Source organism: Roseovarius azorensis (genome assembly GCF_900109455.1).
Lineage (GTDB): Bacteria > Pseudomonadota > Alphaproteobacteria > Rhodobacterales > Rhodobacteraceae > Roseovarius > Roseovarius azorensis.
The window spans coordinates 1-24,998 of sequence record NZ_FOAG01000013.1 but is presented as its reverse complement, the minus strand read 5'-3'; the positions used below and the strand labels follow the sequence as shown (position 1 = coordinate 24,998).

Sequence of the window (24,998 nt, the reverse complement as noted above, 5' to 3'; positions counted from 1 at the left end):
GGCGTCAGAGATGCGAAAAGCCGCGTGAAGGCAAGGGGTTTGCGCTGGCAATAAGACGCAAATGGCGCTAGGATCAGTGTTAGACCCCGCAAAGGGGCGCAAGATGCATGAGGCGGCAGGCAAATGACAGAGATGGTCTATGGGGCAGTGCCCTTGCGGGACGCGGAACCCGTGATCCCGAAGTGGTGGCGCACGATCGACAAATGGTCGTTCACCTGCGTACTGATCCTGTTCTGCATCGGAATTCTGCTGGGCCTCGCGGCCTCGCCGCCGCTGGCGGAAAAGAACGGGTTTCCGGCGTTTCACTATGTGCAGCGGCAGGCGGTCTTTGGCGGCGTGGCGCTGGTGGCGATGGTTCTCTTTTCGATGATGCGGCCCGATCTGGTGCGGCGGCTGGCGGTGCTGGGGTTTCTGGCCGCGTTCGTGGCGCTGGCGCTGTTGCCGCTGTTCGGCACCGATTTCGGCAAAGGGGCGGTGCGCTGGTACAGTCTGGGATTTGCCAGCGTGCAGCCGTCGGAATTCCTCAAGCCCGCGTTTGTGGTGGTCGCGGCCTGGATGATGGCGGCAAGCCAGCAGATCGGCGGCCCGCCGGGGCAGAGCTGGTCCTTCGGGCTGACGATGGCGATTGTCGGCCTGCTGGCGATCCAGCCCGATTTCGGGCAGGCGGCGCTGGTGCTGTTCGGCTGGGGGGTGATGTATTTCGTCGCCGGTGCGCCGGTGATGCTGTTGCTGATCATGGCCGGGGGCGTGGTGCTGGCCGGGTCTGTCGTCTATTCCAATTCCGAGCATTTCGCGCGACGGATCGACGGGTTTCTGAGCCCCGATGTGGATCCGACGACGCAGCTTGGCTTTGCCACCAATGCGATCCGCGAGGGTGGGTTCTTTGGTGTGGGGGTGGGCGAGGGGCAGGTTAAATGGAGCCTGCCGGACGCGCATACCGATTTCATCATCGCGGTGGCGGCCGAGGAATACGGGCTGGTGCTGGTGCTGTGCATCATCGCGCTTTACAGCGGGATCGTGGTGCGTTCGTTCATCCGGCTGATGCGCGAACGCGATCCGTTCATCCGGCTGGCGGGCACCGGGTTGACCGTCATCATCGGCGCTCAGGCGATGATCAACATGGGCGTTGCGGTGCGGCTTTTGCCGGCCAAGGGGATGACCCTGCCATTCGTGAGCTATGGCGGCTCGTCGGTGGTGGCAGGCGGCATTGCCGTGGGCATGTTGCTGGCGTTCACGCGCACGCGGCCCCAGGGTGAGATCGGGGATATTCTGCGAGGGCGGCGATGAGCGACCGGCAACCGCTACTGATCATCGCGGCGGGCGGCACCGGGGGGCACATGTTTCCCGCGCAGGCGCTGGCCGAGGTGATGCTGCGCCGGGGCTGGCGGGTGCGGCTGTCGACGGATGCGCGCGGCGTGCGCTATGTGGGCGGCTTTCCGCATTCGGTCGAGATCGAGCAGGTGGCGAGCGCCACATTCGCGCGCGGCGGATTGATCAACAAGGTGCTGGTACCGTTTCATGTGACGGGGGGTGTGATCGGGGCCGTGCTGCGGATGCTGCGGGACAGACCCGATGTGGTCGTCGGCTTTGGCGGCTATCCGAGCATTCCGGCGCTTGCGGCGGCGTGGCTGTTGCGGTGCCCGCGCATGGTGCACGAGCAGAATGGCGTTCTGGGGCGGGTCAACCGGATATTCTCGCGCCGGGTCGATGTCGTGGCTTGTGGTACATGGCCGACGACTTTGCCCGAGGGGGTCGAGGGTGTGGCGGTTGGCAACCCGGTGCGCGCCGCGGTGCTGGAACGGGCGGGCGCGGGCTATATCCCGCCCGGCGAATATCCGATGTCGGTGCTGGTGATCGGCGGCTCGCAGGGCGCGCGCATCCTGAGCGACGTGGTGCCGCCTGCGATTGCGGCGCTGCCCGAAGCGATGCTGCGCAACATCAGGGTCAGCCATCAGGCGCGCGAGGAGGATGGCGGCCGGGTGGCGAGATATTATGCCGAAGCGGGGATCGACGCTGACGTAAAGCCGTTTTTCCGCGATGTACCGCGTCTGATGAGCGAGGCGCAGCTGATCATCAGCCGGGCGGGCGCGTCGAGTCTGGCGGATATCGCCGTGATCGGGCGGCCCGCGATCCTGATCCCCTATGCCGCCGCCGCCGGAGATCACCAGAGCGCCAATGCGCGCGGGCTGGTTGCGGCCGGCGGGGCGATCCTGATCCCGGAATCGCGGCTGGATGCGGGCAGCCTCTCGGAGCAGATCGCGGCCGTGCTGGGCAATCCGAAGGGGGCGGCAATGATGGCGCAGGCCGCTTTCGGGCAGGCGATGCCGGATGCACCGCAACATCTGGCCGATATGGTCGAAGAGTTGGCGAAGGGGGGCAAGAGCCGATGAATGCAGCCACCAAGCTGCCCACCGATGTGGGTCCGATTCATTTCGTGGGGATCGGCGGCATCGGCATGTCTGGAATTGCCGAGGTCCTGCTCAATCACGGCTATACCGTGCAGGGCTCGGATCTGAAAGCCACGCCGATCACCGAGCGGCTGGCGGGGATGGGCGCGCGGATCTTTGTCGGGCAGCGGGCCGAGAACCTTGACGGGGCCGAGGTGGTAGTGATCTCGTCCGCCATCAAGCCGGGCAATGCCGAGCTGGACGAGGCGCGCAGGCAGGGGATGCCGGTGGTGCGCCGGGCCGAGATGCTGGCCGAGCTGATGCGGCTCAAGTCCAACATCGCGGTGGCAGGCACGCATGGCAAGACCACCACTACGACGCTGGTGGCGGAACTGCTGGTCAAGGGCGGGATCGACCCCACGGTGATCAACGGCGGCGTGATCCATGCCTACGGCAGCAATGCGCGCATGGGGCAGGGCGAGTGGATGGTGGTTGAGGCCGACGAGAGCGATGGCACTTTCAACCGGCTGCCCGCGACCATCGCCATCGTCACCAATATCGACCCCGAGCATATGGAGCATTGGGGCGATTTCGACCGGCTGCGGCAGGGGTTTTACGATTTCGTCAGCAATATCCCGTTTTACGGTCTGGCGGTCTGTTGCACCGATCATCCCGAGGTACAGGCGCTGGTCGGGCGGATCACCGACCGCCGCGTGCTGACCTACGGATTCAACACGCAGGCCGATGTGCGGGCCGTGAACCTGCGGTATGATCGGGGCGTCGCGCATTTCGACATTGCGTTGCAGGCCGAAGGCAGGCTGATTGAGGGGTGCAGACTGCCGATGCCGGGCGATCACAATGTCAGCAACGCACTGAGCGCGGTGGCGGTGGCGCGGCATCTGGGCCTGAAGGCGGATCAGATCCGTGAGGCGCTGGCCAGTTTCGGTGGCGTCAACCGTCGCTTTACCCGTGTGGGCGAGGTGAACGGCGTCACCGTCATCGACGATTACGGCCATCATCCGGTCGAGATCGCGGCGGTGCTGCGCGCCGCGCGGCAAGCCTGCGAGGGCCGGGTGATCGCCGTGCATCAGCCGCATCGCTATACGCGGCTGCACGCGCTCTTCGACGACTTTTGCGCCTGTTTCAACGAGGCCGATGTGGTGGCGATCGCCGAGGTTTATGCCGCCGGGGAAGAGCCGATCGCAGGTGCGAGCCGGGACGATCTGGTGGCGGGACTCAAGCGTCACGGTCACAGGCATGCCGTGGCGATCGGCGACGAGGACGATCTGGAGCGGCTGGTGCGCGCCGAGGCGCGCCCCGGCGATATGGTCGTCTGTCTGGGGGCGGGCACGATCAGCGCATGGGCCAATGCCCTGCCGAGGCGTCTGAAGGGATAGCGTGGATGGCCGGAACCCTGAAATGCCGGATCGGTCTGGGATTGCTGACCGCTTGTGGCGTCGGGGGCATGGCGGGAACCGTATTGGCGGCGGGTTCTGGAGAAACGGCATGACGCTCTCGCTGGTTCTGGCCTGTCTCTGGGCGGTGGCGGCCAATCTGCTGGCGATGTTGCCGAGCCGCGACAATCACTGGCGCCGCGCCTATGCTCTGATTGCGGTGGGCGTGCCGATCCTGGGTTATGTAACCTGGCAGAACGGTCCATGGGTGGGGCTGATGGTGCTGGCGGCGGGGATGAGCGTGCTGCGCTGGCCGGTGATCTACCTGGGGCGATGGTTGCGACGGCGGCTCTGACAGGGCCGGGCTGAGGCGCATCCGGCTGGCCTTTGCGCCGGAGAACAGCGTTTCAGGGCGACGGCATTGCCGCCTATCTAGCGGTGCGATTTCCCCCCTACCCAAAACTTTGCGGCTGTCCTATAGTGGCTGTGGATAACTGGGCGCAAGACCCATGATCCGATAGGCAGACAGAAAAGGGGACCGGCAGATGCGCTGCCCGTTTTGCGGAAATATTGATACACAGGTCAAGGATTCACGCCCGGCAGAGGATCATGTCTCGATCCGGCGCAGGCGGTTCTGCCCGGCCTGTGGGGGGCGGTTCACAACCTATGAGCGTGTGCAGCTGCGTGATCTGGTGGTGATCAAGTCGAACGGTCGGCGCGAGGATTTCGACCGCGACAAGCTGGAACGCTCGATCCGGATCGCGTTGCAGAAGCGGCCCATCGACCCTGAGCGCATCGAGCAGATGATCAGCGGAATCGTGCGACGGCTGGAGAGCATGGGCGAGACCGATATCCCCTCGAAAACCGTGGGCGAGATCGTGATGGAGAGCCTCGCGCGGATCGACACCGTGGCCTATGTGCGCTTTGCCAGCGTCTACAAGAATTTTCAGGAGGCGGACGATTTCGACCGCTTTGTGAGTGAGTTGCGGCCCGAGGATGCGGCCGCCAATCCCAAACCGGACAGGTGAGCGGGACCGACAGGCGGTTCATGGCCCTGGCTCTGTCGCTGGGGCGGCGGGGCATGGGCCAATGTGCGCCCAACCCGGCGGTCGGCTGTGTGATCGTGCGGCAGGGGCGGATCGTCGGGCGGGGCTGGACCGCGCCGGGGGGGCGCCCGCATGCCGAGACGCAGGCGCTGGCGCAGGCCGGTGCGGCGGCACACGGCGCAACGGTCTATGTCAGTCTGGAACCTTGTTCGCATCATGGCAGGACCCCGCCCTGCGCCGAGGCGCTGATCAGGGCAGGTGTGGCGCGAGTGGTAGCGCCATTCGCAGACAACGACGCCCGTGTCGCCGGGCGCGGATTCGAGATGCTGCGCGCTGCCGGGATCGAGGTCACCACGAATGTGATGGCAGATGAGGCGGGCCGCGATCTGGCTGGGTTCGTGATGCGCAACGAGTTGGGGCGGCCCTGGGTCACGCTGAAGCTGGCGACGTCGTTTGACGGACGGATCGCCACGGCGACGGGGCACAGCAAATGGATCACCGGGCCAGAGGCGCGCCGGTTGGTGCATGGGCTGCGCGCGCGCCACGATGCGGTGATGGTGGGCGCGGGTACGGCGCGGGCGGATGATCCGACCCTGACGGTGCGCGACATGGGTGTCGCGCACCAGCCGGTGCGGGTGGTCGTTTCGCGCCGTCTTGATCTGCCGCTGATGTCCAATCTGGCGCGCACGGCGAGGGCGGTGCCGCTCTGGCTGTGCCACGGTGCGGAGGTGGATGCGGCGCTGGCCGAGGCGTGGCGCGGGATCGGCGCGCGGCTCTTGTGTTGCGATGTGGTGGCGGGGCAGGTCGAGGCGGGATCGGTGTTGCAGGCGTTGGGAGCGCAGGGGTTGACGCGGGTTTTTTGCGAGGGTGGCGGGTCGCTTGCCGCCTCGCTGATTGGGGCAGGGCTGGTGGATGAGCTGGTCGGCTTTACCGCCGGGCTGGCGATCGGGGCCGAGGGGCTGCCGGGGATCGGCGCGATGGGGCTGGCACGGCTGGACGAGGCGAGCCGGTTCCGGCTGGTCGAGACGCGGGCGGTGGGCGGCGATGTGATGCATCGCTGGCAGCGCGCCTGAGCCTGCGGCCCGGTGAAGCCGTCAGGCGTTGTCGCGCAGCGCGGTGAAGGCGGGCCAGGCGTCGGGGTCGGCCGCCGTCTTGTCCCGGCAGAATGCGTTGCAGAAGCCGAACACGCGGCCCTCGCTTTGCATCAGATGAGTGACAGGACGGCCGGAATAGGCGCAGGCGGCGTTTTCCGGCGTGCCCGTATCGATGCGCCGTGCCGGGCGCGGGGCGGGGCCGGGCCAGGGGATCGTGGCGTCGGGTCTGGCGTATTGCGCGAGCGTGGCCCCGCGCACCAGCCCCATGGCGCGCCAGCGGCGAAAGGCGGGGTCGGCGAGATGCGCCGCGACATAGGCGCGGGCGGCGTCAGACACAGGCAGGCCATAGCCTGCAATGCGCGCGGCGACAGGAGCAAAGAACACGTCCGCCGCGCTGTAATCGCCGCAGAGCCAGGGGCCGGAAGGGATGCAGGTGGCGCGGGCGTGGTTCCAGAGGGTTTCGATGCGCGCGAGATCGGCCAGCACGGCCTCGGACGGGGTGGCGCCGGCATAGGCGGTGCGCAGGTTCATCGGGCAGGCCGTGCGCAGGGCGGCAAAGCCCGAGTGCATCTCGGCGGCCAGCGTGCGGGCGGTGGCGCGGGCGCGCGGATCGACGGGCCAGATGCCCGCATCCGGGTGGCGGCTGGCCAGTTCCTCGGCGATGGCGAGGCTGTCGGAGACGATCGCCCCCTCGGGTGTGACCAGCGTGGGCACAGTGCGGGCCGGGGCGAGGACAAGGTCGACAAGTTGTTCGCCGACGCTGGCGCTGGCGTTGAAATCGAGCAGGCGTGTCCGGTAGGGCAGGCCGAATCGGTCGAGCAGCAGCCAGCCGCGCAGCGACCATGAGGAATAGGCGTAATCGCCCAGGATGAGATCGTATGTCATGGGGAGAGGGTATCGCGCGGCTGTGCGCCCGCCTAGCGGGATTTTGTGCGGCGGTGCATCACGGAAGGTGATTGATCGCGCGGGCCTGCCAGTTCTCCCCGGTCCAGTGCAGTTCGGTGACCGACAGGTTGTCGATGCGATGGGCGAAGGTTTCGTATGCTGTCAGGCGCAGCGCCGCCTGCACCTGAGTCAGGATCGCGCCCATATGGGCCACGGCGATGATGTCGCGCCGCGGATGGGCGGCGCGCAGGCGGGCGGCGGCGCGGGCGACGCGGGCCGAGACCTCGTGCCAGCTTTCGCCGTTGGGCGGGCGAATGTCGCCGGGTCGTTCCCAGAAGGCGCGCAGGCGGGTCTGGTCGGGGATCGTGTCGAAGGCCTGCAATTCCCATGCGCCGAAATGGATCTCGCGCAGGTCGGGGTCGTCGGGCAGGCGAAGGCGGTGCCCGGCGATGGCGTCGGCGGTGGCGCGGGCGCGGATCAGGTCGGAGGAGATGACCGGCGCATCGGCGGGCAGATGCGCGGACAGGCGGGCAAGGCGGGCGGTATCGCCGAGATCGGCGGGGATGTCGGACCAGCCGACCATGGATTTCGCATGGGTCGGTGCGTGGCGGACCCAGAAGATGCGACTCATGGCAGGTGCCCCTTGAGCACCTGAGGCAGGCCAGCGATCACGTTGACCACCAGATCGGCGCGCGCTGCGAGCCGCTGATTGATCCGCCCCTGCGCCTCGCGAAACCGGCGGGCGAGGGCGTTTTCGGGCACGACTGACAGGCCCACCTCGTTCGAGACCATCACGACGGGCGCGGCACAGGTGTCGAGCGCGGCAAAGAGGGCCTGTTGCGCCATGTCCGGATCGTGATCGGCAAGCAGGTGATTGCTGAGCCACATCGTGATACAATCAAGCAGAACCGCCTCTTGTCCGCTGGCCTGCCCGAGCGCGGGGGCAAGATCAAGCGGGGCCTCGATGGTGCGCCAGCCGGGGCCGCGCGTCTGGCGGTGCAGGGTCAGTTTGGCCTGCATTTCGTCGTCGAAGGCCTGGGCGGTGGCGAGATAGACCCGTGCGCGCCCGGACCCTGAGACCAGACCTTCGGCAAAGGCGGATTTGCCCGAGGCGGCACCGCCCAGAATGAGGGTCAGATGTGGCAGGTCGGGCACGGGCGTCTCCATTTTTGATCCGATCATGGGGATGATGCGTAGCACCCTGCGAGATGAGGAAAAAGGGCGCAGACAGACAACGCCGCCGATAGGGGGAAATTCAATGCCACTTGATGCTCCGCAGACGAGTTCGATGTCCCGCACGGCGATGAAGGCGGAGATGCTGGACGCTGAAACCGAACTTATGCTTGCCTATGCCTGGCGAGACCATCGGGACGAGGCGGCGCTGCACCGGCTGATCAACGCCTACATGCGGTTGGCGATCTCGATGGCCTCGAAATTCCGGCGCTATGGCGCGCCGATGAACGATCTCATTCAGGAGGCGGGACTGGGCCTGATGAAGGCCGCCGACAAGTTCGACCCGGACCGGGGTGTGCGGTTTTCGACCTATGCGGTCTGGTGGATCAAGGCGAGCATTCAGGATTACGTGATGCGCAACTGGTCGATGGTGCGAACGGGATCCACATCGAGCCAGAAATCTCTGTTTTTCAACATGCGCCGGGTACAGGCGCGGCTGGAGCGAGAGGCGATGGCCAATGGTGAGCGGCTGGACGGCTATCAGCTACGCGAGATGATCGCGCATGAGGTCGGCGTGCCGTTGCGCGATGTCGAGATGATGGAGGGGCGGTTGTCGGGTTCCGATTTCTCGCTCAACGCCACGCAGGCCTCCGAGGACGAGGGCCGAGAATGGATCGACACGCTGGAGGATGAGGGCGCGCGCGGCGATGAACGGGTCGAAAAGGATCACGACATGCGCGCGCTGCGCGAATGGCTGGGCGAGGCGATGTCGCGGCTCAACGAACGCGAGCGGTTCATCGTGCGCGAGCGCAAGCTACGCGACGCGCCGCGCACGCTGGAGTCGCTGGGTGAGGAGTTGAACCTGAGCAAGGAGCGGGTGCGGCAACTGGAGGCGGCGGCGTTCCAGAAGATGCGCAAGCATCTTGAACGCCATGGTCGAGAGGTGCAAAACCTGCTCGCATGAGCCTGCGATGTCTTGCATTCGTTGCTGTTCTGGGTGGTGCTGGCGCCGCTGTGGCGCAGGATGTCCTTATCCTGGGCGAAGTGCATGACAATCCGGTGCATCATGCGATGCAGGCAAAACGTGTGGCGGCGTTGCAACCCCGTGCGATCGTTTTCGAGATGCTGACCGAGGCACAGGCCACGCGGGTGATCCCCGAGGCGCGTGGCGATGCGTCGGCATTGGCCGAGGCGCTCGATTGGGACGACAGCGGCTGGCCCGCCTTTTCCATGTATTATCCGATATTTGCCGCCGCTCCGGAGGCGGTGATTTACGGCGCGCATGTGCCCCGCGAGGCGGCGCGGGGGGTGTTCGAAGGCGGATTGGCAGAGGTTTTTGGCGCAGAGGCGGCGCGTTATGGGCTGGACCGACCTCTATCTGCCAGTGAGCAGGCCGCGCGAGAGGCGATGCAAATGGCGGCGCATTGCGACGCACTGCCCGAGGATATCCTACCCGGCATGGTGGCGGTGCAGCGGTTGCGGGATGCGATGTTGGCACGCGCGGTGGTGCAGGCGGTGGAGGCCACCGGCGGGTCGGTGGCGGTGATCACCGGCAACGGCCATGCGCGGCGCGACTGGGGGGTGCCGTCCTATCTGGCGCAGGTCGCGCCCGATCTGGAAGTTCGCGTTCTGGGGCAGACCGAGGAGGGGCGGCCGCTTGACGGAGGGTTCGACGAGGTGGTCTCGGCCCCGGCGGTGGATCGGCCTGACCCCTGTGCTGCGTTTCGGTAGCGCGCCGCGCTCTTGCGCGCGCGCCGCGCCCGCCCTACTGTCGGCGCGGCCTGACAAGGAACGCACATGCTTGCCTCGAAACGCATTCTTCTGATCATCGGCGGCGGGATCGCGGCCTACAAGGTGCTTGATCTGATCCGCCGTCTGCGTGAGCGCGGGGCGACGGTGACGCCGGTGCTGACCCGTGCGGGGGCAGAGTTCGTGACGCCGCTGTCGGTCTCGGCGCTGGCGGGGCGCAAGGTGTACTCCGATCTCTTCGATCTGACGGACGAGGCGGAGATGGGGCATATCGAACTGAGCCGTTCCGCCGATCTGATCGTGGTGGCACCCGCCACGGCGGATCTGATGGCGAGGATGGCCGGCGGGCAGGCGGACGATCTGGCCTCGACGCTGCTGTTGGCGACCGATACGCCGGTGCTGATCGCGCCCGCGATGAATGTGCGGATGTGGCAGCATCCCGCGACACGGCGCAATATTGCGATGCTCAGGGGCGACGGGATCGGGTTTGTCGGCCCGAACGAGGGAGATATGGCCTGTGGCGAATTCGGTCCGGGGCGGATGGCCGAGGTGTCCGAGATCGTCGCGGGCATCGAGGCGGTGCTGAGTGCCGGGCCGTTGCAGGGCCGCCGGGTGCTGGTGACCTCTGGTCCCACCCATGAGCCTGTCGATCCGGTGCGCTATATCGCCAACCGCTCGTCCGGTGCGCAGGGTGCGGCGATCGCGCGGGCGCTGGCGGCGCTTGGGGCCGAGGTGGTGTTTGTCACCGGCCCCGCATCGGTGCCGCCGCCCGGAGGGGTGGCAGTGGTGTGCGTCGAGACCGCGCGCGAGATGCTGGCGGCGGTCGAGGCGGCATTGCCGGTGGAGGCGGCGGTGTTTGCCGCCGCCGTCGCCGATTGGCATGTGGCGGGGGCGAGCGCTCGCAAGCTGAAGAAAGACGCGGGCGGGCTGGCCAATCTGGAGTTTGCCGAGAACCCGGACATTCTGGCGCGTGTCGCAGGGATGAAAAAGGGCCGTCCGCGTCTGGTTGTGGGCTTTGCCGCCGAGACGGATAACGTTGTAGAGAACGCCACCGCCAAGCGGGCACGCAAGGGCTGTGACTGGATCCTGGCCAATGACGTGCGCCATGAGACCGGGATCATGGGGGGCGCGGAGAACGCGGTGACGCTGATCACCGGCGAGGGGGTCGAGACCTGGCCGCGCATGGGCAAGGATCAGGTGGCGCGGCAGCTGGCCGGGCGGATCGCCGCGGCGCTGGCCTGAGGATTTGAGTATTGCTGGCAGGATGAGGAAAGGCCGCGCATGGTGACTGTCGCGTTTCGATGGGAGGAAGGGGCGGATCGCGCGCTGGGCCTGCCAGCCTATGAGACCGCAGGGGCGGTGGGGGCCGATCTGCGGGCGAATTTTCCCGACCGGGGATCGGTGATGCTGGAGCCGGGCGCGCGGGCGCTGGTGCCCACGGGGCTGAGGCTGGCGGTGCCGGCGGGCTATGAGGTGCAGATCCGGCCGCGTTCCGGGCTGGCGTTGAAGCATGGGATCACCCTGCCCAACAGCCCCGGCACGATCGACAGCGATTATCGCGGCCCTCTGGGGGTGATTCTGCTGAATGCGGGCGGCGGGCCTTTCGAGATCGCGCATGGGGCGCGGATCGCGCAGATGGTGGTGGCGCCGGTGGTGCAGGCGCGGTTCGAGCTTGTCGAGCGGCTGGACGATACCGCGCGCGGCGCGGGCGGTTTCGGTTCCACGGGGCTTGGCTGATGCTGCTGGTGCTGGTCATGGCGGCGGCGCTCTGGGGCATCGGCGCGGCGTCGGGCACGCCCCGGCGGCTGCGCTGGGGGATGATCGCGGCGCTTTGGGCGGCGGTGGTGCTGGCGCATCTGCTGCTGCCCGCGGGACATGGCCTGCGCGTGGCCACCGGGGAAAGCCCGGCGCTCTGGCTGCTGCTGGGCGGGGCGGTGGCGGTCGTGCTGGTCTATCGGGCGGGGCTGCGGCGGTTGCGGGCGCGGGCCGGGCGGGGCGACGCCGTGGCGCCGGTGCGCAAGCCGTTGTTTTCGGAGGCGGAACTGTCGCGCTATGCCCGCCATATCGTGCTGCGCGAGATCGGTGGGCCGGGGCAGAAGGCGCTGAAGCAGGCGCGGGTGCTGGTCATCGGAGCGGGTGGGCTTGGTTCTCCGGCGCTGCTTTATCTGGCGGCGGCGGGGGTGGGCACGATTGGCGTCATCGACGATGACGCGGTCGAGAATTCCAATCTGCAACGGCAGGTGATCCACCGTGACGCCGATATCGGCCTGCCCAAGGTGCAATCGGCGATGCAGGCGATGCAGGCGCAGAATCCGGGCGTCGTGGTGCGACCCTATCAGCGGCGATTGACGCCCGAGATCGCGGACGATCTCTTTGTCGGGTATGATCTGATCCTTGATGGCACGGACAATTTCGAGACCCGCTATCTGGCCAATGCGACCGCCGTTGCGCAGGGCAAGCCGTTGATTTCAGGTGCTTTGTCGCAATGGGAGGGACAGCTGAGCGTGTTCGACCCGGCGCGCGGTGCGCCCTGTTACCGGTGCATTTTTCCCGAAGCCCCGGCGTCGGGGCTGGCGCCAAGCTGTGCCGAGGCGGGGGTGCTGGGGCCGCTGCCCGGTGTGGTGGGGGCGATGATGGCTGTCGAGGCGATCAAGCTGATTACCGGGGCGGGGCAGGTGCTGCGGGGTGAGATGCTGATTTACGACGCGTTATATGGCGAGAGCCGCAGGATCGGGCTGAGCCGCCGCGCGGATTGTCCCATATGTGGGGGAAAAGGAGAGAGTAATGGCCAACATGTTGCTGGCTGACTGGCAGACGCCGTTCGGTCTTGCGCCGTTCGAGGCGATTGACGATGCGGATTTCGTGCCTGCGTTCAAGATCGCCCTTGCCGAGGCGCGGGCAGAGGTCGAAGCGATTGCCGACAATCCCGAGGCGCCGAGCTTTGCCAATACGATCGAGGCGCTTGAGGCATCGGGCAAGCGTTTGGACCGGGTGCTGTCGGTTTTCTACACATTGGCCGGTGCTGACAGCAATCCCAAGCGGCAGGAATTGCAGCGTGACTTTGGTCCGAAACTTGCGGCGCATTTTTCGGAGGTATATGGAAATAAAGCGCTTTTTCGGAGGATTGAAAGCCTGTGGGCGGCGAAAGATACGCTTGGGTTGACACCGGAACAGGCGCGGCTTCTGATGTTGACGCATCGGGCGTTTCGCCGCGCGGGGGCGGCATTGACCGGACCCGAAGAGGCGCGGATGCGTGAAATCATGTCACGGCTGGCGGAGTTGGGCACCGCATTCACGCAGAACCTGCTGGCGGATGAGGCGGGGTGGCACATGGATCTGGGCGAGGCGGATCTGGAGGGGCTACCAGATTTTGTGGTCGATGCCGCCCGCGCGGCGGGGCGCGAGAGGGGGCTGGCGGGGCCGGTGATTACGCTGTCGCGGTCGCTGATCGTGCCGTTCCTGCAATTTTCACCGCGGCGCGATTTGCGAAAAAAAGCATTTGAATCATGGGTTTCGCGCGGCGCCATGGGTGGCGAGACCGACAATCGCGAGGTCGCGGCAGAGATTTTGCGGCTGCGGGCGGAGCGGGCGGCGCTTTTGGGGTATGAGAGCTTTGCGGCTTACAAGCTGGAAACCGAGATGGCCAAGACACCTGAAGCCGTGCGCGGCCTCTTGATGGCGGTCTGGGAACCGGCCCGCGCGCAGGCGGAACGGGATGCCGCAGGGCTGACGGAAATGATGCAAGCCGATGGAATCAATGGAGAATTGGAACCGTGGGATTGGCGCTACTATGCCGAGAAACGGCGGCAGGCGGAGCATGATCTGGATGAGGCGGCGCTGAAGCCGTATCTGTCGCTGGAGGGGATGATCGCAGCCGCATTCGGCTGTGCCAATCGGCTGTTCGGGCTGGAGTTTCGCCCGCTTGATATGGCGCTCTATCACCCCGATTGCCGGGCTTGGGAGGTGACGCGGAATGGTCATCATATCGCTGTTTTTATTGGAGATTACTTCGCGCGCGGTTCCAAGAGATCGGGTGCCTGGTGTTCTGCAATGCGTGGGCAGGCGAAGTGGCCAAGGGTGCAGGGGCCGGTGGTGATCAATGTCTGCAACTTTGCCAAGGGCGATCCGGCGCTGCTGAGCTATGACGATGCGCGCACTCTCTTTCACGAGTTTGGCCATGCCCTGCACCAGATGCTGTCGGACGTAAATTATGAAAGTATTTCAGGGACTTCCGTAGCGCGGGACTTTGTCGAACTGCCCTCGCAGCTCTATGAGCATTGGCTTGAAGTGCCCGAGGTGCTGGAGCGCTATGCCACCCATGTCGAGACCGGCGAGGCTATGCCACGGGAAATGCTGGAGAAATTGCTGAAGGCGGCAAATTTCGATCAGGGGTTTCAGACGGTGGAATATGTCGCCTCGGCGCTGGTCGATCTGGCGTTTCACGAGGCGGGCGCGCCTGAGGATGTTATGGTCAAGCAGTTGGAAATATTGGAAAATATTGACATGCCGAAGGCCATCACCATGCGCCATGCCAGCCCGCATTTCGCGCATGTGTTTTCCGGGGATGGGTATTCCAGTGGTTACTATAGCTATATGTGGTCCGAGGTGATGGATGCGGACGCATTCGCCAGTTTCGAGGAGGCTGGCGGCGCGTTTGATCCGGAGCGGGCCAAGGACTTGGAATCGCACATTCTTTCAAAGGGCGGGTCGGAGGATGCCGAAACGCTCTATTTGCGGTTCCGGGGCCGGATGCCGGGGGTTGAGGCGCTGCTCAGGGGGCGCGGGCTGGCGGCGTGACGTGTACAAGGCGCGCATCGCGTGCGCGGGTTTTGTACACAGGGCCGGAGGGGTTGGGGGCGCTGCCCCCGTCCCGGATTTCATCCGGGACTCCCCCGAGGTATTTTCGGGCCAGATGAAGCCCGGTTTCAGATCGTCTGGTCGTAGTCGCCCACCGAGGGTTCCGTGCGGATGACCGCGTCGAGACCGGCGAAGATGGCGCGCATTTCGGCGTCGCTGTCGCTGCTCTCGCAGACGACGACGAGGTTGGGGGTGTTGGACGAGGCGCGCACCAGACCCCATGAGCCGTTGTCGAGGATGACGCGGGCGCCGTTGACGGTGACGACCTCCTTGATGGCGCGTCCGGCGAGCGGTTCGCCTGCCCGGTGGCGTGCGACGAGTTTCGCCACGATGCGGTCGAGCACGGCGTATTTCTCGGTGTCGGCGCAGAAAGGCGACATGGTGGGGGTGCTGTAGGTCACGGGCAGCGCGCGGCGCAGGTCGGACATGGATTTGTCGGGGTTGCGGTCCATCAGTTTGCACAGTTCTACCGCGACGCGCAGGCCGCAGTCATAGCCGCGCCCGATGGGATGGGCGAGAAAGTAGTGCCCGGATTTCTCGAAGCCCGCGAGCGCACCCAGTTCCCTGACCCGGCGTTTCATGTGGCTGTGGCCGGTTTTCCAGTAATCGGCGGTAACGCCGTTCTTGATGAGTTCGGGGTCGGAGGCAAAAAGCCCGGTGGATTTCACGTCCGCGACGAAGGTGGCGTTGGGGTAGAGTTTCGAGAGGTCGCGCGCCATGATGACGCCGACCTTGTCGGCGAATATCTCCTCGCCCTCGTCATCCACCACGCCGCAGCGGTCGCCGTCACCGTCAAAGCCGAGCGCGAAGTCCGCGCCCGTGGCGCGCACCGTATCGGCCATGTCGTGCAGCATCTCCATCGCTTCGGGGTTGGGGTTGTAATGCGGGAAAGTGTAGTCGAGCCTGTTGTGCGAGGGGATCACCTCGACCCCGATGCGCTGGAAGAGGTCGGGGGCAAAGGCCGAGGCGGTGCCGTTGCCGGTGGCGCAGACGACGCGCAGTTTGCGGGTCATGCGGAAGTCGCCCGCGAGGTCGTCGAGATAGGCCTCGCGCATGCCATCGACAAATTCGTAGGCGCCGCCGGGGCGGGGTTGGCCGCGCCCCTCAAGCACGATGTCGCGCAGTTCGGCCATCTCGTCGGGGCCGTGGGTCAGCGGACGCTCGAACCCCATCTTGACGCCAGTCCAGCCATTGGGGTTGTGCGAGGCGGTGACCATGGCGACGGCGGGCGCATCGAGGTGGAACTGCGCGAAATAGGCCATGGGCGAGAGGGCGGGGCCGATGTCCCTGACATGGATGCCGGCCTGCATGAGGCCGAGAATGAGCGCGTTCTTGATCGAGAGGGAATAGTCGCGGTAGTCGTTGCCGACGGCGATCACCGGCGCGATGCCGCGCGCCTGCATTTGCGTGCCGAGGCCGAGGCCAAGGGCGGTGATGCCGGGCAGGTTGATCTGATCGGGGTATTTCCAGCGTGCGTCGTATTCGCGGAATCCGGTGGGTGCGATCATCGGGTCGCGGAGGAATTCCCAGGTGTTGGGGGTGACGGTCGGCAGGGGACGGGTCATCGGGAAACTCTTGTTGGTCAAAGGGTGATCGGGTTGGCCTTGGCCAGCCGGTCGAACTGCATCAGCGTCGAGATGAGCGCGGGCATCTGCGCCAGCGGGATCATGTTGGGCCCGTCCGAGGGGGCGTTGTCCGGGTCTTCGTGGGTTTCGATGAAAACCGAGGCGATGCCGAGCGATACGGCGGCGCGGGCCATGACGGGGGCGAATTCGCGCTGCCCGCCCGAAGAGCCGCCCCGTCCGCCCGGCTGTTGCACCGAATGGGTGGCGTCCATCACCACCGGATAGCCGGTGGCGGCCATCTGCGGCAGGGCGCGCATGTCGGCGACGAGGGTGTTGTAGCCGAACGAGGTGCCGCGTTCGGTCAGCAGGATGCGGGTGTTGCCGGTCGATTCGATCTTGGAGATGACGTTGGGCATGTCCCAGGGCGCGAGGAACTGGCCCTTTTTCACGTTGATCGCTGCGCCGGTTTCGCCGGCCGCAATCAGCAGGTCGGTCTGGCGGCAGAGGAAGGCGGGGATTTGCAGGACATCGGCCACCTCGGCCACGGGGGCGCATTGTTCGGGCAGGTGGATGTCGGTCAGCACCGGCAGGCCAATGGCATCCTTGACCGATTGCAGCACCTTGAGCCCCTCGTCGATACCCAATCCGCGCCGCCCCGAGAGCGAGGTGCGGTTGGCCTTGTCAAAGCTGCCCTTGAAGATCAGCCCCGCGCCAAACGCGCGGCAGGCCTCTGCCAGCGTGCCCGCGATCGTCTGGGCGTGACCCTCGGATTCAAGCTGGCACGGCCCCGCGATGAGCGTGAGCGGCTGGTCGTTGCCGAGGCACAACCCGTTCAGATCGACATGTTTCATCGTCAGGAGGACACCTGTTCGCGCAGGATGGAAGCGGTGAGCGATATCATCAGGTAGATACCAGAAAAGATCAGGAAAGCCAGTATCGTGTTCTCGAAGGCGCGCGGATAGGTGGAATCCTGCGAAGGCACCGGGCGCACGCTGACGGTCAGGTAGCGGACCTGCTTGTTGGCCTCGATCTCGGCCTGGCGCTTGGCCTCGAGCGCGGATTGCAGCACCATGTCGGCGGTGGCGAGATCGGCCTGCGCCATCTGGATCGCGGCGGTCTTGGAGGCGAGCGATGCCTCGCCCTCGGTGGCGTCGGTCAGGCGTTTTTTCTGCTTGTCGAGTTCGGCACTGAGTATGGCAATCTCGCTCTGGAGGGCGGCGACGCGGGCGGCGTTGGGGCGGCTGTTGTTCTGCTGGATGCTGAGTGCCAGTTCCTTTTCCTGGAGTTGCAGTTCGACGGTGGTGATCAGGCTGCGGATGCTGGCGATCTCGCCTTCGGGATCAAGGATGCTGCCCTCTTGCAGGGCGACCATCTGCGCCTGGGCGGCGCGGCGTTCGGCCTTGGCCCGCTCAAGGCTCTGGTCGGCGGTGCGCACGGCGTCCTGCCGCTTGTCCTGGCTGAGTTCGTCAACGCGTTCCTCGGCATATTCGATCAGGCGCTGCGAGAATTCGGTGCTGACGGCCGGGTCGGCGGTCGAGACCTCCATCCGGATCACGCCCTCTGTGGGGTCGTAGCCGAGTTTCACGTATTTGCGGTAGAGCTTGTAGATGGCTTCGTTGCTGGCGTCGGGGTCGAGGCGTTGCAGCGGGTCGATCCAGGGCTGGCTGAAATGGGCGTGAAAGCCAAGCTCGGCGTCGAGGCGCAGCATGGCGTCCTTGGATTCGAGATATTCCTGGGTGGCGATGGCATCCTGGCCAGTGGCGAACTGGCTGGGCAGGAGACTGCCCAGACCGCTGCCGCCCCCGCCGCCGCCATCCGCGGACAGGATGAGGAAGGCGGATTTGGTCGCATACATCGGCGTGGCGATGGCGTAAAAGTAATAGCCCACCACCAGCGTCGGCAGCATCACGAAGGCCGCGAGCCGCGAGAAGAGGAGCGCCAGCTTGCGGCGGCGGCGGCGGGCGATGTCGCGCTGGATCCCCATGATTTCCTCGGCGCGGCGTTCGGCGGGGCTGAGCGTCGTCGAGGGCAGTTGCGGGCGGTTCGCGGGGACGGTCTGGGGCAGTTGCACGCGCGGTTCGGGTGTTGTGGCGGCCTCGCCGTCGCGGGTGACGATTTCCAGAAGGTTGCTGCGTTCGAACGGGTCGATGCCGCGCGCCCGCAACAGCCGCACGGCGTCGAAATCCGAGGTGGGGGCGAGCCCGTGTTTCTGCGCCAGACGCCGGGCCATGCGCAATTCGCGCCCGGTGAGGCCCTCGCGGCGGATGTCGTCGATGCTCTGCCCGATCGGGGTCTCGCCCGCCGGGGCGGTCTGACCGGCGTCAAAGGCGTCGCTGCCGTTGGCGGCCTGCGCCATGTCGGGGGCCGCAACCTGAGCGGCGACGGCCATCTGCGGGGCCTCGGAGCGCCGGATGCGGAATTTTCTAGCCTTGGGTTTCATAGTCATAGAGCTCTTTTGCCTCTTCCAAGGTGTCGAACATATGGAGTTTGCCGCCCATCAGCACGGCTGCCGAACGGGCGAATTTCTCGAGTGTTCTGGGATCGTGTGAGACGATGATGACGGTGGTGGTGCGCAGCCGTTCGCGCAGGATTTCCCCGGCCTTGCGGTTGAATTCCACATCGGTCGAGCCGGGCATCCCCTCGTCGATGAGATACATGTCGAAATCGAGCGCCAGCATCAGCGCGAAGGTGAAACGCGCCTTCATGCCCGAGGAATAGGTGCCGAGCGGCTGGTCGAAATATTCGCCGAGGTTGCACAGCCAGCGGCAGTAAGCCTCGATGTAGTCGGGATCGAGCCCGTAGAGCCGGGCGATGTAGCGCGCGTTTTCCTGCGCCGAGAGGCGGCTGATCACGCCGCCCATGAAGCCAAGGGGGAAGGAGATGCGGCAGCCGCGCCTGATCTCGCCCTCGTCGGGTTTCTCAAGGCCGGCCATCATGTTGATCAGCGTGGTCTTGCCGGTGCCGTTGGGGGCGAGGATGCCGAGGCTGCGGCCAAGTTCGACGCGAAAGGATACCCGGTCTAGGATCACCTTGCGTTGCGTGCCCGTCCAGAAGGACTTGCTGACATTCTCGAATTCGAGCATCTGGTCGTCCCGGTTGTCCCTGCTCATTCGCGGTAGCGCGGAGATCTTAACGTCTCGTGAGCCTGATTTGGTTTTTCATTACTGTATTATGTCCGCTCTGGCAGCACCATTACAAACAATCTGGTCAACAATGTGCCCATTGTAGAACAATTCAGAGAAATCCGTCTGTTCTGTAGCGGGTTGGCGGGATGCAAGACGGCGGCGTTTCGGGTCGAGTTTGGCGCGGGGCGTGGCGAATGGGGCACGGGCGGGGCGGGTGTTTCGCCCGGTTCCGCGGCGGCGATTGCCCATGTCCCCGGCCTGCGCTAGGGACGGGGCGCAACAGTCTGCCAGAGAAGTGCCATGAGCCGGATTTGCCATATCGAACTGGATGACGCCAACCTGCCGCCGCCCACGCCCGAGATCGAGCAGGAGCGCAAGGTGGCGATGTATGACCTGATCGAGCAGAACAGCTTTGCCCTGCCGCTGCGCGACGACCGGGTGGTGCCGGAGGGGCCCTATCGTGTCGGGCTGGCGATCCGTGAGAAGCGGCTGGTGTTTGACATCCGCACCGAAGAGAACGCGCCGGCGGCCGAGTTTCATCTGTCGCTGAGCCCGTTCCGGCAGGTGGTCAAGGATTACTGGTCGATCTGCGAGAGCTATTTCGACGCGGTCAGGAACATGCCGCCGAGCCAGATCGAGACGATCGACATGGCGCGGCGCGGCATTCACAACGAGGGGGCGCGGGTTCTGGCCGAGCGTCTGGAGGGCAAGGCCGAGATCGACAATGACACCGCGCGGCGTCTGTTTACGCTAATTTGCGTGCTGCATTTCGGGGGCTGAGGGATGCCCGAGCCGCTGCCGCAGTCGGTGCTGTTCTGCTGCGACCACAACGCCGTCCGTTCGCCGATGGCCGAGGGGATCATGAAGAAGTTTTACGGCACCGGCACCTATGTGCAGTCGGCGGGCGTCAAGAGCGACATGGAGATCGACGGATTCAGCATCGCGGTCTGCCGCGAGATCGGGGTGGAACTGGATCGTCACCGGACCCGCAGTTTCGACGAGATGGAGCAATGGGGCGACGATCTGTCGTCGTTTGATCTGATCGTGGCGCTCAGCCCCGCGAGCCAGCGGCGGGCGCTGGAACTGACGCGGTTCTTTCATCTGGATGTCGTTTACTGGCCGATCATGGATCCTACCGGCCTTGCGCAGACGCGCGAGGCGCGGCTGGATGCCTATCGCAAGACCCGCGACCAGATCATCGGGCATTTGCAGGACCGTTGGGGGCCACCCCGGGAGGATTTATGAACGAGACCGTCAAAGCCTATTTCGATGCCTTCAACCGGGGCGATGTGCCCGGCATGCTGGCCTGTCTGAGCGAGGATGTGCGTCATCATGTGAACGAGGGGCAGGTCCGCGAGGGCAAGGATCTGTTTCGCGCGTTCTGCGAACACATGAGCCGGTGCTATCGTGAGGAACTGACCGACATGGTGATCTTCGAGGTCGAGGGTGGCCGCCGCGCGGCGGCGGAATATGTGGTGAACGGCACCTATCTGGCGACCGACGAGGGCCTGCCCGAGGCCAGGGGGCAGAGCTATCGCCTGCCTGCGGGGTCGTTTTTCACGCTGGAAAACGGGCTGATCACGCGCGTCGTGACCTATTACAACCTTGCGGACTGGGTGAAACAGGTCTCGGCATGATCCGGGTCGGGCGACTGACGGGTGATGCGCTGGTGCGCGCGCTGCCAGAGGTGGCGCGGCTGCGGATCGCGGTGTTTCGCGCCTTTCCCTATCTCTACGAGGGCGATGCCGCATATGAGGAGCGGTATCTGCAGGTCTATCGCGAGAGCGCCGATGCGATTCTGGTCGGGGCCTATGACGGCGCGCGTCTGGTGGGCGCGGCCACGGGCACCCCGATGGAGGATCACGCGGGCGATTTCGGCGCGGCCTTCGCGGGCACAGGCATTGCGCTGGAGCGGATCTTCTATTGCGCCGAGAGCGTGCTTTTGCCCGAGTATCGCGGGCAGGGGGTTGGGCACAGGTTCTTCGATCTGCGCGAGGCGCAGGCGCGGGCGCTGGGGCGGGATTTTGCCGCCTTCTGTTCGGTGATCCGGGCCGGGGACCACCCGGCGCGACCGGAAGGGTATGAGCCGCTCGATGCGTTCTGGCGCAAGCGCGGTTATGCGCCGGTCGAGGGGGCTGTGGCGCAGTTCCGGTGGAGGGAGATCGGTGCGGTGGATGAGTGCGCGCATGATCTGCAATTCTGGATGCGCGCGCTGTGATCACCGTCGCGGCGGAAAAAGCCACGGTTGCATCGGAAAATTCCACTTTTCTTCAGGTTTAACTGGCAGGCGTAATCAACTTTCTGTTATCGAGGGTCAGTTGGGGGGCGAGTGATTGGAGCGCCAGATATGAAACGCCCTTTCTTTATCGCTTTTTGGGCCGGTCTCGCCCTGTCTGCAATGCTTTCCAGCACCATGGCCGAGGCCGGAGAGCGGCAGCGCCTGGGCTATGGGCGCATTTTCAACAACGATCTTCTGGGCGACGGGCATGACCGCTGGCGCACCGGAAACATCGCGTCGAGCCGGGTGTGGGGACCGTCATGGCAGGGGCGGCTGCCGCAGGGTTTCGGGCAGATGCTGGAATTCCGCTTCAACGGCGAGATCATCGCGCCCGAGAACCTGTCCAATCCGGCACCGGGCGACCGGCCCTATGTGGGCGCGCTCAGCTTTGGCCTGCACACGCATTTCGAGCGGGGCGGGATCGACTATGCGATGGGCGCCGACCTGGTTGTGACCGGATCGCAGACCGGGCTGGATGATTTTCACGATTTCCTGCATGACGTGCTGGGCGGGCGCGATTTCGTCCCGCAGGTGCGCGACACGCAGCTGAGCAACGCCATTCGCCCCTCGGCGGTGATCGAGGCGGGGCGCGACTATGATCTGGGTGCCGTGCGCCTGCGCCCCTTTGCCGAGGCGCGGCTGGGGGTCGAGGATCTGATCCGGGTGGGTGCGGACATCACCTTTGGCGGGGTGGGCGAGGGCGAGTTGCTGGTGCGCGATCCGGTGACCGGACAGCGCTATCGCACCATCTATGAGCCGCATGCGGGCTATTCCTTTGTGATCGGTGGCGATGTCGCCTATGTCGGGGACAGTGACTATCTGCCGTCCCGCAGCGGTGTGAACGTGACCGAGGACCGCACGCGGCTGCGCGCCGGGCTGCACTGGGAAGGGCGGAACGGGACCGCGATCTATTACGGCGTCACCTGGCTGAGCGAGGAATTCGATGCGCAGCGCGAGGGGCAGTTCGTCGGATCCCTGCGCCTGCGGCTGCGGTTCTGACAAAAGCGAATCCGGGGGTTCCCAGGTTGATTCGGTTTTGCTAAACTCTGGTCAATAAAAAGAATTAAGAGGCAAGCAGGCAATGGGAACGGGCTATCGGGGCACGTTCGTCATCTCCTGGTCGCAAACGGAACTGGAGGGGCTGGCCGATGCGCCGCTACAGGCGCTGGCGGTTGGCAATACCTGGTCCTGGCGGGGTGAACCCGTGCGGGTGGACGGGCCGAACGATCTGTTGCGGCTGGACATGGCGGAAGGCGAGGCTGCGAACCGCAGGCGCGCGGCACGCATGGTGCGGCGTCTGGTGGGCGCGGCGATGGGTGACATGCATGATTGCGAGCCGCCGGAGGTGGCTGAACCGCTGACCGATCCGGGCTTTGTCGTGACCGACGGTCTGCGCAGCTATACGGTCACGGTGATCGAACCCGGACGCGGGGCACCGCCGCTTTTGATGTTTCACGATGACATTCCGCCGAAAGGCCGCGAGATGTGGGTGGTGCATCACGCGCTCGACGGGCTGTGCTGGGCCAAGCGCGGAACGCCGGAGGGCGGGGTGATCTGTTTCACGCAAGGCACGCGGATCGACACACCCGAGGGGCCGCGACGGGTGGAGGATCTGCGCGAGGGCGACCGGGTGCTGACCCGCGACAACGGCGCGCAGGAAATCCGGTGGATCGGCAGCCGCCGGATGAGCGGCGCGCGGCTCTTTGCGATGCCAGGGCTGAGACCCGTGCGGCTGCGCGCCGGTGCGCTGGGCATCGAGCGGCCCGATGCGGATCTGCTGGTCAGTCCCGAGCACCGGATGCTGGTCAGGGGCCGCGTGGCGCAGGCGCTGTTCAACACGCCCGAGGTGCTGGTGATGGCGCGTGATCTGGTCAATGACAGGACGGTCACGGTCGATCTGGCGGCGCGCGAGGTGACCTATATTCACCTGCTGTTGCCAAGCCATCAGATTCTGCGGGCCAACGGGCTGGAGACCGAGAGTTTTCACCCGGCAAGTGCGGCGCTCTCGACGCTGGATGCGGCGGACCGCGCGCGGCTCATGGCGTTCGATCCGGTGCTGGAGGCCGAACCGCATCACTATGGCGGCTATGCGCGGCGCTGTCTGAACGGGTCCGAGGCGGCGATCCTGCTGCATGAGGCGGCGTAGGGCGGGGGCGCTGCCCCCGTCGCGCGCTGCGCGGCGACTCCCCCGAGGTATTTTCGGTCTTATGTATCAAACGCACCAAGGCCACAAGAATGTGGCTAAGTTATTGTTATCTTATAGTCGGGATGGGCGTTCCAGTCATGGGAGGCGAAGCCGCCATTGTTTCGGATAGTCGGGTCAGTGTGAAAAATTATTGCCACGCAGAAATCATCGCATCGCCTGACGTCATCAAAAACATCGGTGAACTCAACCCTGCCGAAAACCGCAAGCAGCGTCTGGCTCTCAATCGCCTCAGAAATCACTTCCATTGGGATGACTGGGCTATCAATCCGTCTGGTTTCTCCAGGCCCCACCACGAGATTGATAGTGTTCCACGATCCACGATCCACCTTGAATTCTACCGGAGTGCTGAAGTCTGCCAGAAACTTAACTTGGCAGCAACCGAACACGATTCGTCCGGGACTATTCCCAGTGTTTTGAAACTGCGGGCGAACTACGAGATTAATGGGGTTGCCGTCCGTCCCGATACCATAGTGAAGGGTTGTGCCGCTGAAAGCGATGTATGCTTGCGTCTGCAATCGGCCCATTTTCTCCGTAATTTCGACGGAGCGGACAGCGGCTTGATTGGCCTGTCTGGTGAGTTGCAGCGTAACGCTCCGGCGGGGGCCGTCTGACTTCGGCTACGATCCGATAGTAAGTCCGACGTTATGTCCGACTTTATCAACCGCCCTCAAATCGAAGTTTTGTCTGCCGCCGATGGCGTTCGCCGTCGGCATTGGCCGGTTGAGGACAAGCTGCGCATTGTCGAGGAGAGTTTTGTCGGCCACGGGCAAGTGACGGCGACGGCGCGGCGGCATGGAGTTTGTCGATCGCTGTTGACGATCTGGCGTCGGCAGTATCGAAACGGTGAGCTTGGTGCTTCCCGCCCGGTGTCTTTCGCCCCGGTGACCGTGACGACGGATGTCTCGGCCTCTCAGCCCGGGCCGGTTGAGCCCCCTGATCCCCCACGGAACTCTCAGGTGGAGATTGCCCTGCCGAATGGCCGTCGACTTATCGTGCCCACCGGGGTCGAGCCTGAAGCGCTTGCGCGGATTCTGTCAGTGGTGGACGGGCAATGATCGCGTTTCCAACGGGCGTGAAGGTCTGGATCGCGGGTGGCGTCACCGACATGCGTCGCGGCATGAACACACTGGCGCTGCAGGTCCAGGAGGGGCTTGGACGCGATCCGCATGCGGGCGAGATATTCTGCTTCCGTGGCCGTCGCGGCGATCTGGTCAAGATTTTATGGCACGATGGGGTGGG

General features: G+C 65.3%; 28 protein-coding genes. 21 read left to right on the top strand and 7 right to left on the bottom strand.

Features of this window, described 5'->3' with window-relative positions; all coding sequences use genetic code 11:
- The first annotated feature begins 123 nt into the window (after nt 1-123).
- The 6 genes from ftsW (at nt 124) to ribD (ending at nt 5,900) form a co-directional block, all read left to right on the top strand.
- On the top strand, nt 124-1,287 hold the full coding sequence (gene ftsW / locus BSG08_RS16090; RefSeq protein WP_093038876.1) for a putative lipid II flippase FtsW: 1,164 nt from the start codon (nt 124-126) through the stop codon (nt 1,285-1,287).
- Nucleotides 1,284-2,390, top strand: coding sequence for a UDP-N-acetylglucosamine--N-acetylmuramyl-(pentapeptide) pyrophosphoryl-undecaprenol N-acetylglucosamine transferase (locus BSG08_RS16085; RefSeq protein WP_093038875.1), 1,107 nt, complete (start codon nt 1,284-1,286; stop codon nt 2,388-2,390). The genes ftsW and BSG08_RS16085 overlap by 4 nt, the downstream gene beginning before the upstream one ends.
- Nucleotides 2,387-3,784, top strand: coding sequence for a UDP-N-acetylmuramate--L-alanine ligase (gene murC, locus BSG08_RS16080; RefSeq protein WP_093038874.1), 1,398 nt, complete (start codon nt 2,387-2,389; stop codon nt 3,782-3,784). The genes BSG08_RS16085 and murC overlap by 4 nt, the downstream gene beginning before the upstream one ends.
- A gap of 109 nt (nt 3,785-3,893) precedes the next feature.
- Nucleotides 3,894-4,136 carry a DUF2484 family protein gene (locus BSG08_RS16075; RefSeq protein WP_093038873.1) on the top strand — a complete coding sequence of 81 codons (243 nt, stop codon included), beginning with the start codon at nt 3,894-3,896 and terminating at the stop codon, nt 4,134-4,136.
- 190 nt (nt 4,137-4,326) lie between these two features.
- A complete protein-coding gene (nrdR, locus tag BSG08_RS16070; RefSeq protein WP_093038872.1) occupies nt 4,327-4,809 on the top strand; it encodes a transcriptional regulator NrdR in 483 nt (160 codons plus the stop codon).
- A complete protein-coding gene (gene ribD, locus BSG08_RS16065) occupies nt 4,806-5,900 on the top strand; it encodes a bifunctional diaminohydroxyphosphoribosylaminopyrimidine deaminase/5-amino-6-(5-phosphoribosylamino)uracil reductase RibD (RefSeq protein ID WP_342742617.1) in 1,095 nt (364 codons plus the stop codon). The genes nrdR and ribD overlap by 4 nt, the downstream gene beginning before the upstream one ends.
- A 21-nt stretch (nt 5,901-5,921) precedes the next feature.
- Here the strand turns inward: ribD and BSG08_RS16060 are convergent, their stop codons facing one another.
- Genes BSG08_RS16060 through cobU form a run of 3 tightly spaced genes read right to left on the bottom strand, consistent with a single transcriptional unit; the run spans nt 5,922 to nt 7,988 of the window.
- Nucleotides 5,922-6,806: a glutathione S-transferase gene (locus BSG08_RS16060; RefSeq protein WP_093038870.1), complete on the bottom strand. Its 885-nt coding sequence runs from the start codon at nt 6,804-6,806 to the stop codon at nt 5,922-5,924.
- Nucleotides 6,807-6,864: 58 nt separating this feature from the next.
- The gene (locus BSG08_RS16055) at nt 6,865-7,437 is read right to left on the bottom strand and encodes a histidine phosphatase family protein (RefSeq protein WP_093038869.1); all 573 of its coding nucleotides are present in this window, start codon (nt 7,435-7,437) and stop codon (nt 6,865-6,867) included.
- Complete coding sequence (gene cobU / locus BSG08_RS16050) at nt 7,434-7,988, bottom strand: bifunctional adenosylcobinamide kinase/adenosylcobinamide-phosphate guanylyltransferase (RefSeq protein ID WP_245770728.1); 555 nt, start codon at nt 7,986-7,988, stop codon at nt 7,434-7,436. The genes BSG08_RS16055 and cobU overlap by 4 nt, the downstream gene beginning before the upstream one ends.
- Nucleotides 7,989-8,064: 76 nt before the next feature.
- Here cobU and BSG08_RS16045 point away from each other — a divergent pair, with 76 nt between their 5' ends.
- The 6 genes from BSG08_RS16045 (at nt 8,065) to BSG08_RS16020 (ending at nt 14,525) form a co-directional block, all read left to right on the top strand.
- Nucleotides 8,065-8,943, top strand: a complete 879-nt coding sequence (locus BSG08_RS16045) for an RNA polymerase factor sigma-32 (RefSeq protein WP_093038867.1) — start codon at nt 8,065-8,067, stop codon at nt 8,941-8,943.
- Nucleotides 8,940-9,710, top strand: coding sequence for a ChaN family lipoprotein (locus BSG08_RS16040; protein ID WP_093038866.1), 771 nt, complete (start codon nt 8,940-8,942; stop codon nt 9,708-9,710). The genes BSG08_RS16045 and BSG08_RS16040 overlap by 4 nt, the downstream gene beginning before the upstream one ends.
- A gap of 66 nt (nt 9,711-9,776) precedes the next feature.
- The gene (coaBC, locus tag BSG08_RS16035; protein WP_093038865.1) at nt 9,777-10,970 is read left to right on the top strand and encodes a bifunctional phosphopantothenoylcysteine decarboxylase/phosphopantothenate--cysteine ligase CoaBC; all 1,194 of its coding nucleotides are present in this window, start codon (nt 9,777-9,779) and stop codon (nt 10,968-10,970) included.
- Between the two features lie 39 nt (nt 10,971-11,009).
- Entirely contained in the window at nt 11,010-11,465 is a 456-nt protein-coding gene (gene dut, locus BSG08_RS16030; RefSeq protein WP_093038864.1) for a dUTP diphosphatase, read from the top strand.
- On the top strand, nt 11,465-12,535 hold the full coding sequence (locus BSG08_RS16025) for a HesA/MoeB/ThiF family protein (RefSeq protein WP_093038863.1): 1,071 nt from the start codon (nt 11,465-11,467) through the stop codon (nt 12,533-12,535). Before dut ends, BSG08_RS16025 begins: the two co-directional genes overlap by 1 nt.
- Complete coding sequence (locus BSG08_RS16020; protein ID WP_093038862.1) at nt 12,513-14,525, top strand: M3 family metallopeptidase; 2,013 nt, start codon at nt 12,513-12,515, stop codon at nt 14,523-14,525. The genes BSG08_RS16025 and BSG08_RS16020 overlap by 23 nt, the downstream gene beginning before the upstream one ends.
- Before the next feature lie 128 nt (nt 14,526-14,653).
- On the opposite strand, the gene BSG08_RS16015 is transcribed toward BSG08_RS16020, so the two are convergent.
- Genes BSG08_RS16015 through BSG08_RS16000 form a run of 4 tightly spaced genes read right to left on the bottom strand, consistent with a single transcriptional unit; the run spans nt 14,654 to nt 19,233 of the window.
- Nucleotides 14,654-16,150 carry a phosphomannomutase/phosphoglucomutase gene (locus BSG08_RS16015; protein ID WP_093038861.1) on the bottom strand — a complete coding sequence of 499 codons (1,497 nt, stop codon included), beginning with the start codon at nt 16,148-16,150 and terminating at the stop codon, nt 14,654-14,656.
- A gap of 17 nt (nt 16,151-16,167) precedes the next feature.
- A complete protein-coding gene (gene kdsA, locus BSG08_RS16010; RefSeq protein WP_093038860.1) occupies nt 16,168-17,001 on the bottom strand; it encodes a 3-deoxy-8-phosphooctulonate synthase in 834 nt (277 codons plus the stop codon).
- Nucleotides 17,002-17,003: 2 nt separating this feature from the next.
- Entirely contained in the window at nt 17,004-18,596 is a 1,593-nt protein-coding gene (locus BSG08_RS16005) for a KpsE/RkpR family capsule polysaccharide export protein (RefSeq protein ID WP_093038859.1), read from the bottom strand.
- Entirely contained in the window at nt 18,574-19,233 is a 660-nt protein-coding gene (locus BSG08_RS16000; protein ID WP_093038930.1) for an ABC transporter ATP-binding protein, read from the bottom strand. The genes BSG08_RS16005 and BSG08_RS16000 overlap by 23 nt, the downstream gene beginning before the upstream one ends.
- 342 nt (nt 19,234-19,575) lie before the next feature.
- Here BSG08_RS16000 and BSG08_RS15995 point away from each other — a divergent pair, with 342 nt between their 5' ends.
- From BSG08_RS15995 to tnpB, 9 genes are all read left to right on the top strand, one after another.
- Complete coding sequence (locus BSG08_RS15995; RefSeq protein ID WP_093038858.1) at nt 19,576-20,055, top strand: UPF0262 family protein; 480 nt, start codon at nt 19,576-19,578, stop codon at nt 20,053-20,055.
- A 3-nt stretch (nt 20,056-20,058) separates the two neighbouring features.
- On the top strand, nt 20,059-20,520 hold the full coding sequence (locus BSG08_RS15990) for an arsenate-mycothiol transferase ArsC (RefSeq protein ID WP_093038857.1): 462 nt from the start codon (nt 20,059-20,061) through the stop codon (nt 20,518-20,520).
- Nucleotides 20,517-20,912 (top strand): ketosteroid isomerase-related protein, encoded by a 396-nt coding sequence (locus tag BSG08_RS15985; RefSeq protein ID WP_093038856.1) that lies wholly within the window; start codon nt 20,517-20,519, stop codon nt 20,910-20,912. Before BSG08_RS15990 ends, BSG08_RS15985 begins: the two co-directional genes overlap by 4 nt.
- Complete coding sequence (locus tag BSG08_RS15980; RefSeq protein WP_093038855.1) at nt 20,909-21,493, top strand: GNAT family N-acetyltransferase; 585 nt, start codon at nt 20,909-20,911, stop codon at nt 21,491-21,493. Before BSG08_RS15985 ends, BSG08_RS15980 begins: the two co-directional genes overlap by 4 nt.
- 129 nt (nt 21,494-21,622) lie before the next feature.
- On the top strand, nt 21,623-22,552 hold the full coding sequence (locus BSG08_RS15975) for a lipid A-modifier LpxR family protein (protein WP_093038854.1): 930 nt from the start codon (nt 21,623-21,625) through the stop codon (nt 22,550-22,552).
- A gap of 82 nt (nt 22,553-22,634) precedes the next feature.
- Nucleotides 22,635-23,699 (top strand): Hint domain-containing protein, encoded by a 1,065-nt coding sequence (locus tag BSG08_RS15970; RefSeq protein ID WP_093038853.1) that lies wholly within the window; start codon nt 22,635-22,637, stop codon nt 23,697-23,699.
- A 137-nt stretch (nt 23,700-23,836) separates the two neighbouring features.
- Complete coding sequence (locus BSG08_RS19315) at nt 23,837-24,370, top strand: hypothetical protein (protein ID WP_139274586.1); 534 nt, start codon at nt 23,837-23,839, stop codon at nt 24,368-24,370.
- 33 nt (nt 24,371-24,403) lie between these two features.
- Nucleotides 24,404-24,814 (top strand): IS66-like element accessory protein TnpA, encoded by a 411-nt coding sequence (gene tnpA, locus BSG08_RS15960; protein ID WP_093038851.1) that lies wholly within the window; start codon nt 24,404-24,406, stop codon nt 24,812-24,814.
- On the top strand, nt 24,811-24,998 hold a 188-nt coding region (gene tnpB, locus BSG08_RS15955; RefSeq protein ID WP_139274585.1), incomplete at its 3' end, for an IS66 family insertion sequence element accessory protein TnpB. The genes tnpA and tnpB, both read left to right, overlap by 4 nt.

What these genes read in the sequence shown, in the direction of transcription:
- ftsW (WP_093038876.1), top strand. Translation starts at nt 124, where the DNA reads ATGACAGAGATGGTCTATGGGGCAGTGCCCTTGCGGGACGCGGAACCC.
- BSG08_RS16085 (WP_093038875.1), top strand. Translation starts at nt 1,284, where the DNA reads ATGAGCGACCGGCAACCGCTACTGATCATCGCGGCGGGCGGCACCGGG.
- murC (WP_093038874.1), top strand. Translation starts at nt 2,387, where the DNA reads ATGAATGCAGCCACCAAGCTGCCCACCGATGTGGGTCCGATTCATTTC.
- BSG08_RS16075 (WP_093038873.1), top strand. Translation starts at nt 3,894, where the DNA reads ATGACGCTCTCGCTGGTTCTGGCCTGTCTCTGGGCGGTGGCGGCCAAT.
- nrdR (WP_093038872.1), top strand. Translation starts at nt 4,327, where the DNA reads ATGCGCTGCCCGTTTTGCGGAAATATTGATACACAGGTCAAGGATTCA.
- BSG08_RS16060 (WP_093038870.1), bottom strand. Translation starts at nt 6,806, where the DNA reads ATGACATACGATCTCATCCTGGGCGATTACGCCTATTCCTCATGGTCG.
- BSG08_RS16055 (WP_093038869.1), bottom strand. Translation starts at nt 7,437, where the DNA reads ATGAGTCGCATCTTCTGGGTCCGCCACGCACCGACCCATGCGAAATCC.
- cobU (WP_245770728.1), bottom strand. Translation starts at nt 7,988, where the DNA reads ATGATCGGATCAAAAATGGAGACGCCCGTGCCCGACCTGCCACATCTG.
- BSG08_RS16045 (WP_093038867.1), top strand. Translation starts at nt 8,065, where the DNA reads ATGCCACTTGATGCTCCGCAGACGAGTTCGATGTCCCGCACGGCGATG.
- BSG08_RS16040 (WP_093038866.1), top strand. Translation starts at nt 8,940, where the DNA reads ATGAGCCTGCGATGTCTTGCATTCGTTGCTGTTCTGGGTGGTGCTGGC.
- coaBC (WP_093038865.1), top strand. Translation starts at nt 9,777, where the DNA reads ATGCTTGCCTCGAAACGCATTCTTCTGATCATCGGCGGCGGGATCGCG.
- dut (WP_093038864.1), top strand. Translation starts at nt 11,010, where the DNA reads ATGGTGACTGTCGCGTTTCGATGGGAGGAAGGGGCGGATCGCGCGCTG.
- BSG08_RS16025 (WP_093038863.1), top strand. Translation starts at nt 11,465, where the DNA reads ATGCTGCTGGTGCTGGTCATGGCGGCGGCGCTCTGGGGCATCGGCGCG.
- BSG08_RS16020 (WP_093038862.1), top strand. Translation starts at nt 12,513, where the DNA reads ATGGCCAACATGTTGCTGGCTGACTGGCAGACGCCGTTCGGTCTTGCG.
- BSG08_RS16015 (WP_093038861.1), bottom strand. Translation starts at nt 16,150, where the DNA reads ATGACCCGTCCCCTGCCGACCGTCACCCCCAACACCTGGGAATTCCTC.
- kdsA (WP_093038860.1), bottom strand. Translation starts at nt 17,001, where the DNA reads ATGAAACATGTCGATCTGAACGGGTTGTGCCTCGGCAACGACCAGCCG.
- BSG08_RS16005 (WP_093038859.1), bottom strand. Translation starts at nt 18,596, where the DNA reads ATGACTATGAAACCCAAGGCTAGAAAATTCCGCATCCGGCGCTCCGAG.
- BSG08_RS16000 (WP_093038930.1), bottom strand. Translation starts at nt 19,233, where the DNA reads ATGCTCGAATTCGAGAATGTCAGCAAGTCCTTCTGGACGGGCACGCAA.
- BSG08_RS15995 (WP_093038858.1), top strand. Translation starts at nt 19,576, where the DNA reads ATGAGCCGGATTTGCCATATCGAACTGGATGACGCCAACCTGCCGCCG.
- BSG08_RS15990 (WP_093038857.1), top strand. Translation starts at nt 20,059, where the DNA reads ATGCCCGAGCCGCTGCCGCAGTCGGTGCTGTTCTGCTGCGACCACAAC.
- BSG08_RS15985 (WP_093038856.1), top strand. Translation starts at nt 20,517, where the DNA reads ATGAACGAGACCGTCAAAGCCTATTTCGATGCCTTCAACCGGGGCGAT.
- BSG08_RS15980 (WP_093038855.1), top strand. Translation starts at nt 20,909, where the DNA reads ATGATCCGGGTCGGGCGACTGACGGGTGATGCGCTGGTGCGCGCGCTG.
- BSG08_RS15975 (WP_093038854.1), top strand. Translation starts at nt 21,623, where the DNA reads ATGAAACGCCCTTTCTTTATCGCTTTTTGGGCCGGTCTCGCCCTGTCT.
- BSG08_RS15970 (WP_093038853.1), top strand. Translation starts at nt 22,635, where the DNA reads ATGGGAACGGGCTATCGGGGCACGTTCGTCATCTCCTGGTCGCAAACG.
- BSG08_RS19315 (WP_139274586.1), top strand. Translation starts at nt 23,837, where the DNA reads ATGGGAGGCGAAGCCGCCATTGTTTCGGATAGTCGGGTCAGTGTGAAA.
- tnpA (WP_093038851.1), top strand. Translation starts at nt 24,404, where the DNA reads ATGTCCGACTTTATCAACCGCCCTCAAATCGAAGTTTTGTCTGCCGCC.